Origin of the sequence: Rhodanobacter sp. FW102-FHT14D06 (assembly GCF_043950705.1) — a bacterium.
GTDB lineage: Bacteria > Pseudomonadota > Gammaproteobacteria > Xanthomonadales > Rhodanobacteraceae > Rhodanobacter.
The window spans coordinates 1,943,677-1,956,461 of the sequence record NZ_CP170722.1 but is presented as its reverse complement, the minus strand read 5'-3'; the positions used below and the strand labels follow the sequence as shown (position 1 = coordinate 1,956,461).

Here is a 12,785-nt window from a genome sequence, read left to right as displayed (position 1 = left end):
CCTAGCGGGTTTCGCTGGAGTCGCGCTGACTCTGCGTCGCGGCGGGATCGGCCGGCTTGGGATCGGCGCGCAACTGCTCGGCCTCCTTGCGGCGGGCGTCCTCGTCGTCCTTCTTCTTCGCCTCGTCGTCGCCGCTGAGGCCCTTCTTGAAGCCGCGGATGGCCTCGCCCAGGTCGGGACCCAGGTTGCGGATTTTCTTGGTGCCGAAGAGCAGCAGCACGATCACCAGGAAAATGAGCCAATGCCAGACGCTGTCAAAACCCATGGTCAACCTCGAGGCCGATTCCAGCCGAACAAAGCTGGCGCCAATCGCGCCGTCAGTTACTGTGAAGTGTACTCCTCGAGCTGGTCGCGGAACTTCACGACCGGCGCGGGAACGTTGCTGACGCCGCCTTCGAAAATGCGGCGCGGCGTGATGCCCGCGCCATACACGGCGGCATTCGCATCATAGTCGATGCGCAGCGCCGCGCCATCCAGTGCGACACCGGCGAACAGGCCGCGGCTGCGCGAGTAGGAGTAGATCTCCGCCTTCAGTTGCGCATCGGTCGAGGCGTGCGCGGTGCGTCCGACCGGGCCGGCGGCGGCAGCGGCATCGGCGCCCAGGGTGAACTTGCCGTTCACGATCGAATCGACGCCCTTCTGGGTGCGGAACACCAGCACCACGTCGGTGGACGACACGCCGGCCTGGAAGCCCACGCTGCCGCCGGTCATGGTGATGAAGCTGGGGTTGGACCAGGTGCCGTCCGCGGCCTTGACCGAGACCAGGCCTTCGCCGCGGCGGCCGCCGAAGACGAAACCGACCTTGAGCATGCCGGGAATCACCGCGATCGCCCTGGCGTCGCGCAGCAGGTCGCGCGGAATCGCCTTGTCGGGCGCCTGCATGATTTCGTTGAGCACCGTCACCGCATTGGTCGCGCGCACCAGCGGCGGGTCCTCGGCGTGCGCCGCGGTCAGCGGCAGCAGCAGGGCAAGGCCGATCAGCAACACGTGGGGCAGCATGGTCTTGGACATGGGAGCTCCATAGGCTTGAGATGATTTCGTCGGGCGTCGGCTGCCGGCGTGCTTGTGGCAGACTGCGGTTTGTGGCCGGTACGACCGCGCCGCTTCACGACTGTCACGATGCCCTTGCCCGATCACTATACCGGCGTTGCCGGCCATTCCCACGAGGCCGCACCGGCCACCGTTCAGGCTGGCGTGCTGCTGGTCAACCTGGGCACGCCGACCGCGCCGACCGCCGCCGCCGTGCGCCCCTACCTGGCCGAGTTCCTCGGTGACCGCCGGGTGATCGATTACCCGCGCTGGCGGTGGTGGCCGATCCTGCACGGGGTGATCCTGCGCGTGCGGCCGAAACGTTCCGCGCACGCCTATGCGCGGATCTGGGACGAACGCGGCTCACCCTTGCGCTACCTCAGCGAGGCGCTGGCCGCGGCGCTGCAGGCCGAGTTCGATCGCCGGCAACCCGGCAGGCTGCGGGTGGCACTGGCGATGCGCTATGGCGAGCCGTCGGTGATACGCGCCGTCGAACAGCTGCAGCGCGAGGGCGTGCGCCGGCTGCTGGTGCTGCCGCTGTACCCGCAATACTCGGCGACCTCCACCGGTTCCGTCATCGACGCCGTCGCCGACGCGCTCAAGACGCTGCGCTGGCCGCCGGAGCTGCGCCTGGTCAACGATTACCACGACGACGACGGCCACATCGAAGCGCTGGCCACCAGCATCGAACGCTGGTGGGCGGCCAACGGCCGCGGCGAGAAACTGCTGCTGTCGTTCCACGGCATTCCCGAACGCTACGTGCGGCTCGGCGATCCCTACGCAGAACAATGCCGGCGCACCGCGCAACTGCTGCGGGAACGGTTGCAGCTGGGCGAAGCGGACATGGTCGTCAGTTTCCAGTCGCGGGTGGGGCGCGAGCGCTGGCTGCAGCCGTACACCGACGCCACCGTGCGCCGGCTCGCTGCCGACGGCGTGCGCAGGCTCGACGTGGCCTGCCCCGGCTTCGCGGTGGACTGCCTGGAGACGCTGGAGGAGATCGCGATGCAGAACCGCGACTTCTTCACCGAAGCCGGCGGCGAGACGCTGCGCTACATCCCCGCACTGAACGACAGCGCCGAACAGGTGGCCGGCCTCGCCGCGCTGATACACCGACACCTCGGTGGCTGGCCGGAAGGCGGCGCATGACCGAACCGGTCGAGCGGCGCATCGCGCTGCCCGCGTCGACGCTGGCAGCGCAAGTCTGGGGCGAGGCCACGTTGCCACCGCTGCTGGCCCTGCACGGCTGGCTCGACAACGCCGGAAGCTTCGCGCGCCTGGCGCCGCGATTGGCCGCGCGCTGGCGGGTGATCGCGCTGGACCTGCCGGGCCATGGCCATTCCGGCCATCTCCCCGCCGGCGCCAGCTACCACTACGTCGACCACGTGCAGGCGGTGCTGTCAGCCGTCGACGCGCTGCAGCTGGATCGCTACGCGTTGCTCGGCCACTCGCTGGGTGCCGGCATCGCCAGCCTGGTCGCTGCGGCGCGGCCCGAGCGGATCGAGCGCCTGCTGCTGATCGAAGGCCTCGGCCCGCTCGGCGACGACGGTTCGCACACGCTGCAGCGCTTCCGTGACGCGCTGGCGCCACGCGAGAGCAACGGCAAGCCGCTGCGGGTGTTCCGCGACGTCGCCCAGGCGATCAGCGCACGCAGCATCGCCAGTGGCCTGCCCGCCGAACAGGCACGGTCGATCGTCGAGCGCGGCCTGCTCGAAACCGACGGCGGCTGGTGCTGGCGCAGCGACCCGCGCTTGACCCGCCCCAGCGCCGTGCGCCTGGCCGAGTCCCAGGTGCACGCGCTGTTGCGCGGCATCACCGCGCCCACCGCGCTGCTGCTGGCGCGGCCGGCGACGCCGTACCTGCCGGCCGCGATGATGCAGGCGCGCGCCGCCTGCGTGGGGGACATCGCCGTCACCCACATGGACGGCGGCCACCACCTGCAGCTCGAACATCCGCAAGCGGTGGCTGACTGGATCGCGGCGAGACCATCGTCGTAGGAGCCCGCTGGCGGGCGACTCAGGGCTGCTTGAGGCCGAGCACGTCCAGACCCTGCTCGAAGCGGATGTCGACCGGGATATGCGCCTGGTCGAGCCGCTTCAGGTCGCCGGCCAGCTCGGCGTCGACGGCGCCCATCTGGTCGGTGAGCCGCTTGGCCGCTTCGTAGTCGCCGTCGCCCTGGATGGTCAGCAGCTTGGCCGACAGCGCGTTCATCGCCGCGGTCATCTTGTCGAAGTCGACGCGGTAGCGGCCAGTGTTCTCGTCACGGCTGAACGCGCCCTGCTGCTTGAAGAAGTTGAAGCGCACCATGTTCGCCTTGGCATGCGCGTCGCTGGCGCCGAAGCGCACCGAGCGCAGGATGCCGGCGAGGAAGGTGACGTAGTTGTCCATCAGCTTCGACTTGTCCAGCTCGCCCTTGTCGGCCAGCTTGCTGACCATGTACAGGCCGAGGATGTCGGCCTTGCCTTCCTCGAAGCTGGAGGCCTGGTCCTTCAGCGCCTTGCGCACGGTGCCTTTGCCGTCCAGCGTGTTCTTGATGCCCAGGCCGTGCGCCACTTCGTGGAACATGGTGTTCTGGAAGAATGCGTCGAAGGTGAGGTTCTTCTGCTGATCCTCGGCGATCAGTTCATGGGCGATCGGCAGCATGATCTTGTCGAACTTCGCCTGCATCACGTTTTCCAGCTGCAGCCGGCGCGTGCCCTTCTTCAGCTGCACCTGCTCGTCGTTGGGCAGGTTGATCGCGATGGTCTTGGCGCCGACGTTGGCGTCGCCGCCGTAGTAGACCGCGAAGTAGGCGTTGAGGTCGGCGTCGGAGCCGGGCTTCTCGGCCTTGTACTTGTCGGCCACCGGCAAGCCGCGCTGCAGTTCGGGCAGGTATTTGGCGAAGCGCGCGAGCTTCGCGCTCCACGCCTGGTCCTTGATCAGCACGTAGGATTCGTAGCTGGCCTTGTAGCCGTAGAGCTGGTCCTCGTAGGTCTCGATCGGACCGATCACGATGTCGACCGGGTTGCTCTTCATGTCCATCCAGGCGAAGTCGCTGGGCTGGTAGTCGTCGCTCAGCAGCGCGTCGGCGCGCATCGTCAGGTACTTCCGGAAGCCGGCGTCCTTTGCCAGTTTCGCGGCTTCGCGCAGCAGGCCGGCAGTCTTTTCCAGTTCGGCCTTGTACGCCTCGTGGTAGGGCACGGTGACCAGCTGGCCCTGCGCGTCGCGGCGCAGCAGGGTGTACAGCGCGGTCTTGTCCTTGAGCGGCGACTGCTCGAACTGCTCCTTCGTCATGTCGGCCGGGTAGAACTGCGCGCCGGCCGGGCGCGGTCCGATGCCGTCGACGAAGGGCTTGTCGTTGTCCAGCCGGTCCCACGGGCCGTAGTTGATCTCGGCGAATTCGCGCACCGCCGGGTCGCCGATCTTCGCCAGCAGCGCGTCACGGTCGCCCCAGCTCTGCTTCCAGTACAGCGCGTTCATGCTGTCGGCGGCCTCCACCAGCAGGGCGATCATCTGCTTCTGCCCGGCATCGAACGCCGACAGGTCCGCCGTGAGTTTCACCGTGGCGTAGTCGGACAGATGCCGCTGCACCTGTGCCGCCGTCTCGATGGCAGCGGGCGCGACCACGGAGGTCGTCGGCGCGGGCGCCAGCTCTTCCTTCGACACCGGCTGCGCGGCGTCGGGATGGGAGGAGCAGGCGGACAGCGCGAGCAGCAGGCAGGCGGGAAGCAGGCGTCGCAGCATGATCGTGTCCTGGCGAGAGAATGTTGCATGGTATCGCTCCGGCGGCACGGGGATACCTGACCGGTTGCACATGCGGCCGCGGCAGGCGTGGGTTATCGTCGCCTTCCCCTCGCTTCGCCACGTCCATGGACCAGCCGTCGATGCCTGTCGCTCCGCGCCATCGCGCCGCGCTGGCCTTCATCTACGTTACCGTGCTGCTCGACATGCTGGCGTTCGGCATCATCATCCCGGTGCTGCCGCACCTGATCGAGCAGCTGGCCGGCGGCGGCATCGCCCGGGCGGCGTGGTGGGTGGGCATCTTCAGCACGGTGTTCGCGATCGTGCAGTTCGTGTTCTCGCCGGTGCAGGGCGCGCTGTCGGACCGTTTCGGGCGGCGGCCGGTGATCCTGGTTTCCAACCTCGGCCTGGCCGTGGATTTCGTGATCCTGGCGCTGGCGCCCACGCTGTGGCTGCTGTTCGCCGCGCGCGTGCTGCTGGGCATGACGGCGGCCAGCTTCAGCACCGCCAACGCGTACATCGCGGACATCGTGCCGAAGGAGAAGCGCGCCGCCGCGTTCGGCATCCTCGGCAGCGCGTTCGGACTGGGCTTCATCATCGGCCCGGGGCTGGGCGGTTTCCTGGGCGGCATCGCGCTGCGGCTGCCGTTCTGGGTGGCGGCCGGGCTGGCGCTGTGCAACTTCCTGTACGGCTGCTTCATCCTGCCCGAGTCGCTGCCGGCCGAACGCCGCACCGCGCGCATCGAGCTGCACAGCGCGCATCCGTTCGGCTCGCTGAAGCTGCTGCGCCGCCAGCGGCAGGTGTTCCACCTGGCCATCGTGCTGTTCCTGGTCTACCTCGCCCACTACGTGTTGCAGACGGTGTTCGTGCTGTACGCGGATTACCGCTACCACTGGGGCCCGCAGGCGGTGGGCTACGTGCTGATGCTGGTCGGCGCCTGCGACGGCTTCGTGCAGGCGGTGCTCACCGGCAAGCTGGCGCCGCGCTTCGGCGAACGCCGCGTGCTGCTGGCCGGCATGCTGTTCGGCGTGGGCGCGTTCCTGGTGATGGGCGTGGCCGATGTCGGCTGGGCCTTCCTGTTCGGCATCCCCCTGCTGGCCCTGTGGGGCCTGGCGATGCCGCCGATCCAGTCCCTGATGACGCAGCAGGTCGACCCTTCCGAGCAGGGTCGACTGCAGGGCGCGATCGGCAGCCTGGGCAGTTTTGCCGGCATCTTCGGCCCGTACCTGTTCGCCCAGGTGTTTGCGCTGTCGATCGCGCCGGGCTCGCCGCTGCACCTGCCCGGCGCCGCCTTCGTGCTGTCGGCGGGCCTGATGCTGGCGGGCCTGGTGATCGCCGCGCGGGCCACCCGGCGCCTGCCGCAACCCGCCGCCCACGTCACGGCCGAATCGCTGCCCGGCGACGCGCCGGCACTGCCCGCCATCCATCCGGCAACACCCACCCATCCGCCGCAGGCGGTCCACCCACAGGAAGAAAAACCATGACACTTTCCATGTACCAGGCCTCCGTCCCCGTCTTCGTCCGCGCGCTGGGCAACCTCACCCATGTGCTGCAGAAGGGCGAGCAACATGCGATTTCGAAGAACGTCAGCGGCGAAGTGCTGCTGCAGGTGCGCCTGATCCCGGACATGCTGCCGCTGATCAAGCAGATCCAGATCGCCTGCGACATGGCCACGCGCGGCGCGGCGCGCCTCGCCGGCGTCGAACCGAAGTCCTTCGAGGACAACGAGACCACCTTGCCCCAGGCCTACGACCGCATCGCGCGGGCGATCGATTACGTCAAGAGCTTCAGCGCCGAACAGATCGACGGCAGCGAGACCCGCACCGTCGTGATGAAGACACGCGCCGGCGAAGTCACGCTCGAGGGTCAGGCGTACCTGTTCGGCTTCACCATCCCCAACCTGTTCTTCCACTGCACCACCGCCTACAACATCCTGCGCGAAGCGGGCACCGACATCGGCAAGAAAGACTTCATCGGCGAAGCCTGAGCGGGCGAACTCCGTCCTGCGGGAGCGAGTCCGGGCGGAGGCCGGACTCGCCACCGCAAGCAGTCGCCCCAGCCGCTCCACTCGTTGAAACCACGGCGATCAGCCGCGACTGGCGGCGCATGTCCCAAACTGTGACGCACACCACCTTTGCCTGCCCGCTGCTGGCGCGCCCCCTGCTTGCTGTCACTCGTCCCCACGGTTCTTCCCCTTCGAGTGACTTTCCATGAACAGGATTTTTGAATGCATCATCGCCGGCGGCCCGCAACACGGCCAACTGTGCCGCGCGCCCTGGGATGAGCAGCGTGCCACGCCCCCCGCCATCATCGCGGAGGATGGCGAGGTTTGCGTCGCCGCGGCACGCAAGCACACGGACCCGGCGCACACGCGCTTCATCCTGCTGCACCCGCGGGCAACCGGTGAGCAGTTCCTGACCCTGCTGGCGGCCTGAGTGACCCGCAGCGTCAGTTTCCGCTCGCCGGCCGCCTTGTCGGCCGCACGCAAGGCGTCGACAATGGCCGGCCCATCGAAGGCGCCGGGAATTGCGCGCGCCATCGGCGCACCGGACCCCACGCATGCTGCGACTCACCGACCTCAAGCTGCCGCTCGACCACGGCGAGGCCGCGCTTGCCGCTGCCATCGCCAGGCGGCTTGAGCTCGAACCCGGCGAGCTGACCGGCTACACCATCGCCCGCCGCGGCTACGACGCGCGCAAGCGTGGCGCGATCACGCTGATCTACGCGCTGGACATCGACACCCCGCGCGAAGCCGAACTGCTGCAACGCTTCGCCGACGACGCGCACGTGCAGCCCACGCCGGACACCCGCTACCACTTCGTGGCCGAGGCGCCGCCGCGGTTCGAACACCGCCCGCTGGTGATCGGCTTCGGCCCCTGCGGCCTGTTCGCCGGCCTGATCCTGGCGCAAATGGGTTTCCGCCCGGTCATCCTCGACCGCGGCAAGGAAGTGCGCGAGCGCACGAAGGACACCTGGGACCTGTGGCGCAAGCGCGAGCTGCACCCGGAATCCAACGTGCAGTTCGGCGAGGGCGGCGCCGGCACCTTTTCCGACGGCAAGCTGCACAGCCAGATCCGCGACCCGCAGCACCATGGCCGCAAGGTGCTCACCGAGTTCGTGAAGGCCGGCGCGCCGGAGGAGATCCTCTACGTCAGCAAGCCGCACATCGGCACGTTCCGGCTGGTGTCGATGGTGGAGAACATGCGCGCGACGATCGAGTCGCTGGGCGGCGAGATCCGTTTCAGCCAGCGCGTGGACGATCTGCTGCTCGAACCGCGCGCGGACGGCCAACAGCAGATTCGCGGCGTCACCCTGGCCAGCGGCGAGCAGTTGCGATCCGATCACGTGGTGCTGGCACTCGGCCACAGCGCGCGCGATACGTTCGAGATGCTGCACGCGCGCGGCGTATACGTGGAGGCCAAGCCGTTCTCGATCGGCTTCCGCATCGAGCACCCGCAGTCGGTGATCGACCGCGCCCGCTTCGGGCCGCAGGCCGGCCATCCGATCCTCGGCGCGGCCGACTACAAGCTGGTGCATCACGGCAAGGGAAATCAGGGTGGACGCGGCCGCTCGGTGTACAGCTTCTGCATGTGCCCCGGCGGCACCGTGGTGGCCGCCACCAGCGAGCCGGGGCGCGTGGTCACCAACGGCATGAGCCAGTACTCGCGCAACGAGCGCAACGCGAACGCGGCGGTGGTGGTCGGCATCGAGCCGTCCGACTTCGCGCCGTACGGTGAAGGCCCGCTCGCCGGCATCGCGCTGCAGCGTGCACTGGAAAGCCACGCCTTCACCCTCGGCGGCGAGAACTACAACGCGCCCGCGCAGCTGGTCGGCGACTTCCTCGCCGGTCGCGCATCACGCGAATGGGGCGACGTGCAGCCCTCCTACAAGCCCGGCGTCACCCTGGGCAGCCTCGACAGCGCGCTGCCCGACTACGCCATCGCCGCGATCCGCGAAGCGCTGCCCGCGTTCGAGCGCCAGATCCGCGGCTACGCGATGCACGACGCGATCCTCACCGGCGTGGAAACGCGCACCTCCTCGCCCGTCCGCATCACGCGCGACGACAGCCTGCAGAGCCTCAACGTCCGTGGCCTCTACCCCGCCGGCGAAGGCGCCGGCTACGCCGGCGGCATCCTTTCCGCCGCTGTGGACGGCATCAAGGTGGCCGAGGCGCTGGCACTGGACATGGCGAAAAGCCGGGTTCGCGCAGACGATTGATTGTGCCGCGCCCCGGCCGCATCTTGGGTCGGGTCCGCAGCGCCGCTGCCTCCCCCCGGATTTGCGAGGTATCCCATGTCCACGTCAGCGATTCCCGTTCCGCTGCGCATCGATTTCGTCTCCGACGTGTCCTGTCCCTGGTGCGCCGTGGGCCTGGCGTCATTGCAGCATGCGCTGGCGAAGCTCGATGGCGAGGTGTCCGCGGAAATCCACTTCCAGCCGTTCGAGCTGAATCCGCAGATGGCGGCGGAAGGCGAGGATTCCACCGAGCACCTGCGGCGCAAGTACGGCAGTTCGGCCGAGCAGATCGACGCCAATCGCGAGGCGATCCGTGCGCGCGGCGCGGCACTCGGTTTCACCTTCAACATGGACCGGCGCAGCCGCGTCTACAACACCTTCGACGCGCACCGGCTGCTGCACTGGGCCGAGCTGGAAGGGCGGCAGCTGGTGCTGAAGCAGATCCTGCTGCGCGCGTATTTCACCGACGGCGAGGACGTGAGTTCGCACGACACGCTGGCGCGGCTGGCTGTCGAAGCGGGGCTGGATGGCGAACGGGCGCGGCAGTTGCTCGAAAGCGACGAATTTGCCGACGAGGTGCGCGCGCAGGAGCAGTTTTTCATGTCGCGCGGCATCCACTCGGTGCCGGCCACCATCGTCAACGGCCAGCACCTGATCTCCGGCGGTCAGCCGCCGGAGGCGTTCGAGCAGGCGTTGCGGCAGATCGCCGCCGCGCGATAGGGCGCGCGATTCAGGACTCGAACGGCGCGGGCCGCCCGATCCAGTAGCCCTGCCCCATGGCGCAGCCCATCGCGTGCAGCGCTGCGTACTGGATCTCGGTCTCGATGCCTTCGGCGACCACGTCGATGTCCAGCGCGCGGGCCAGCGCAAGCACCGCTGCGACCACGGTGGTACTGCTGGTGTTGGCGCCCTTGTCCAGCTCGTTCACGAACGCGCGGTCGATCTTCAGGATGCGCAGCGGCAGCGAGTGCAGATAGCTCAGCGACGAATAGCCGGTACCGAAATCGTCCAGTGCCGCGCCGACGCCGGCGGCGCGCAGGCGCTCCAGCGTGGCGCGCACGCGCTCCGGATCGTCGAGCAGGGCGCCCTCGGTGACTTCCACCACCACCCGCGTGGGCGGCAGGCCGGTGCGTTCGAGCAGCTCGATCAGGCGTGAGTCGAAATTGTCGTGGCGCAGGTGCATCGCCGACACGTTGAGCGTCATGAAGGTGTCGGTGCGCTCCTGCCGGCGCAGGCGCTGGCAGCTGATCTCGAACATGTGCCAGTCGATCGCCTCGATCAGCCCGCTGTCCTCGGCGATCTTGAGGAAATCGCCCGGCAGCAGCAGGCCGCGTTGCGGATGGTTCCAGCGGATCAGCGCCTCGTAGCCGACCACCGCGCGATCCTCCAGGCGGCAAATGGCCTGGAAATGCGGCTCGAACTGGCCGTGCTTCAATGCCTGGCGCAACTCGCCTTCCAGCGTCAGCACGTCGACCACGCTGCGCGCCAGCGTCTCGTCGAACAGCTGATAGCGCTTGCGGCCGAGTTCCTTGGCGCGATACAGCGCGATGTCGGCATCGCGCAGCACCTCGTCGGCGGTCAGGTAGCGGCCGTCGCCGATGGCGATGCCGACGCTGACCGCCACTTGCAACTCCTTGCCGCCGGCGGGCATCGGTTCGGCCAACGCATCCATCACCCTTTGCGCCACGACATTGGCGTCGGCCGGCTGCTCCACCGATTCCAGCAGGATGGCGAACTCGTCGCCCGACAGCCGCGCCACCAGGTCCGGATGACGCACGCAGCCGGACAACCGCGTGGCGACCTCTCTCAGCACCTCGTCGCCGGCCAGGTGGCCGAGGCTGTCGTTGATGATCTTGAAGCGGTCCACGTCCATGTACAGCAGCGCGCAGCGCGGGCGTGTGCCTGACGCCGGCGTCGACAGCACGCGGTCGATGCGGTCGCGCAGATAGCTGCGATTGGGCAGGCCGGTCAGCGGATCGTGCATCACCTGGTGCTTGAGCTGATCCTGCACGCGTTCGCGCTCGATGATCTCCTTGCGCAGCGCCAGCGTGCGCTCTTCCACCCGGTGTTCCAGCTGCTCGTAGGCGCGATGCAGGGCCTCGGCGGCACGGCGGCGGGTGAGGCTGTTGGCGACCTGGGTGGCCACGAAACTCAGCAATTCCTGCTCGGACGGACCGTAGGAGACGTCGGCGTCGTAGCTCTGCACCGTCACCAGCCCGATGACCTCGTCGCCGACGATCAACGGCACGCCGAGCCAGCAGGTGGAAGGCGAGCCCGAACGGCCGGCCACGATCTCGCCGCTGCGTTCCAGCTCCTCGATGTCGGCGTTGTCGGCGCGCAATGCGGTGCCCCGGCGCAGCACGTATTCGCTCAGCCCGCGGCCGAGCGGGCGGCTCGGCGGCGGACGCAGCTTGGCGTCGACGGCGTAGGGGAACAGCAACTGCTGGCGGTCGTCGGAGAGCAGCGCGATGTAGAAGTTCTGCGCGTTGAGCAATTCGCCCACCACGCCGTGCACGCGGCGGTAGAACTCGCCATGGTCGATGTGCGCGGTGGCCAGTTCGGCGATGCGGAACAGCGCGGTCTGCAGGTGCTCGGCGCGCTGCCGCTCGACGATCTCCTGCTGCAGGCCGCGATTGGCTTCGGCCAGTTGCGCGGTACGCAACTGCACGCGCTGTTCCAGATCCTCCTTGCCCTGCTTGCGCTCCAGCGCGATCAGGATGTGGCTGGCGACGAACTCCAGCAGCGCCAGGTCGCCCGGGGTGTAGCCGATCTCGGGCCGGTAGCTCTGCACCACCAGCGCCCCGCCGGGGCGGCCGTCGCGCATCATCGGCACGCCGAGCCAGTCGCGGCTGTCGGTGCCGATCACCTTCACCGGGCCCTGCGCCTGGATGCGCAGCTCCTCGGCGTCGCCCATGCGCGCCTTGCCGTCGCGCAGCACATACCAGGTCAGCGTGTGCTCGATCGCGCTGATCGGCATGTCGAGGCCGCCGCCTGGCGCCACGGGATCTTCCACGTCGACGTAGTACAGGAAACGGACCGTGTCACGCGCGGCGTCGTGCAGCACGATGAAGAAGTTGTCCGCGTACATCAGCCCGCTGACGATGGCATGGATGCCGCGCAGCACGGTGGGCATGTCGCGCTCGGAACCGGCGAGGTCGGAGATCGCGAACAAGGCGCGCTGCAGGTTCTCCGAGCGCTCCAGTTGCTCGTGCGAGTGCTGCAGTTCGAGCCATTCCAGCGCACGTTGCAGATGCAGGCGGGCCGGCCGCAGCAGCGCAGCCATCTCGTCGAGAAAGCGGGGACCCGCCCATGCAGGCTGCAGGCGCAGCACCAGCACGGCCGGCTGCGGCAGCTCGCACAGGCGCAGTGCCACGCGCTGACCGTCCGCATGCCACTGTGCCCCGGCGGTGCCGGCAGCCTGTTCGATCCACGGCCAATCGGCATCGTCGACCGGCATGGGCGGCATGCTGCAGACGCCGGCCCGATCGTGCAGCCGCCACAACACGCTGGCGGCTTCGCAGCCGGGCCGGTCTCGTGCCAGCGCGGCGATTGCCGCAGCCACTTCCGCTGGCGAGCGGGCGCCGACCAGATGGGTCAGCCAATTCAATTGCAGCGAGTCGTCGATGGACATCGACTCCATCGTGCCCCCTTTCCTGTCGCCGGGATGTCGCCGGGATGTCGCCGGATCAGGTTCGAGCCGCGGCCCGGCCCAGCATACGCGCCTGCCACTGTGCGACATTCCGCGGGGCATCGGCAAGCCGCGGCCGCGTTGACATGTCCGATAGACTGGGCAGCCGGCCGGC

At 68.6% G+C, this 12,785-nt stretch carries 11 protein-coding genes; 7 read left to right on the top strand and 4 right to left on the bottom strand.

The genetic code is table 11. From position 1 onward, the window contains the following. Position 1: 1 nt before the first annotated feature. Both tatA and ACFCQI_RS08820 read right to left on the bottom strand, forming a co-directional pair. Positions 2-265: a Sec-independent protein translocase subunit TatA gene (gene tatA, locus ACFCQI_RS08825; protein ID WP_395121070.1), complete on the bottom strand. Its 264-nt coding sequence runs from the start codon at positions 263-265 to the stop codon at positions 2-4. Between the two features lie 56 nt (positions 266-321). Further along, positions 322-1,011, bottom strand: a complete 690-nt coding sequence (locus ACFCQI_RS08820; protein WP_395121069.1) for a lipid-binding SYLF domain-containing protein — start codon at positions 1,009-1,011, stop codon at positions 322-324. Positions 1,012-1,119: 108 nt separating this feature from the next. Between ACFCQI_RS08820 and hemH the strand changes: the two genes are divergently transcribed. Beyond that, the gene (hemH, locus tag ACFCQI_RS08815; protein WP_395121068.1) at positions 1,120-2,175 is read left to right on the top strand and encodes a ferrochelatase; all 1,056 of its coding nucleotides are present in this window, start codon (positions 1,120-1,122) and stop codon (positions 2,173-2,175) included. Further along, entirely contained in the window at positions 2,172-3,023 is an 852-nt protein-coding gene (locus ACFCQI_RS08810) for an alpha/beta fold hydrolase (RefSeq protein WP_395121067.1), read from the top strand. The genes hemH and ACFCQI_RS08810 overlap by 4 nt, the downstream gene beginning before the upstream one ends. Positions 3,024-3,042: 19 nt before the next feature. Here ACFCQI_RS08810 and ACFCQI_RS08805 read toward each other — a convergent pair whose 3' ends face one another. Further along, complete coding sequence (locus tag ACFCQI_RS08805) at positions 3,043-4,749, bottom strand: Zn-dependent hydrolase (protein WP_395121066.1); 1,707 nt, start codon at positions 4,747-4,749, stop codon at positions 3,043-3,045. Positions 4,750-4,874: 125 nt separating this feature from the next. Between ACFCQI_RS08805 and ACFCQI_RS08800 the strand changes: the two genes are divergently transcribed. From ACFCQI_RS08800 to ACFCQI_RS08780, 5 genes are all read left to right on the top strand, one after another. After that, entirely contained in the window at positions 4,875-6,230 is a 1,356-nt protein-coding gene (locus tag ACFCQI_RS08800) for a TCR/Tet family MFS transporter (protein WP_395121065.1), read from the top strand. Continuing rightward, positions 6,227-6,733, top strand: coding sequence for a DUF1993 family protein (locus ACFCQI_RS08795; RefSeq protein ID WP_395121064.1), 507 nt, complete (start codon positions 6,227-6,229; stop codon positions 6,731-6,733). Before ACFCQI_RS08800 ends, ACFCQI_RS08795 begins: the two co-directional genes overlap by 4 nt. 223 nt (positions 6,734-6,956) lie before the next feature. Continuing rightward, positions 6,957-7,181 carry a hypothetical protein gene (locus tag ACFCQI_RS08790; protein ID WP_395121063.1) on the top strand — a complete coding sequence of 75 codons (225 nt, stop codon included), beginning with the start codon at positions 6,957-6,959 and terminating at the stop codon, positions 7,179-7,181. A gap of 124 nt (positions 7,182-7,305) precedes the next feature. Then, positions 7,306-8,964: an NAD(P)/FAD-dependent oxidoreductase gene (locus tag ACFCQI_RS08785; RefSeq protein WP_395121062.1), complete on the top strand. Its 1,659-nt coding sequence runs from the start codon at positions 7,306-7,308 to the stop codon at positions 8,962-8,964. A 75-nt stretch (positions 8,965-9,039) separates the two neighbouring features. Continuing rightward, positions 9,040-9,702, top strand: a complete 663-nt coding sequence (locus ACFCQI_RS08780) for a DsbA family oxidoreductase (RefSeq protein ID WP_395121061.1) — start codon at positions 9,040-9,042, stop codon at positions 9,700-9,702. Positions 9,703-9,712: 10 nt separating this feature from the next. On the opposite strand, the gene ACFCQI_RS08775 is transcribed toward ACFCQI_RS08780, so the two are convergent. Continuing rightward, positions 9,713-12,613 (bottom strand): EAL domain-containing protein, encoded by a 2,901-nt coding sequence (locus tag ACFCQI_RS08775; RefSeq protein ID WP_395121060.1) that lies wholly within the window; start codon positions 12,611-12,613, stop codon positions 9,713-9,715. Positions 12,614-12,785: the final 172 nt, after the last annotated feature.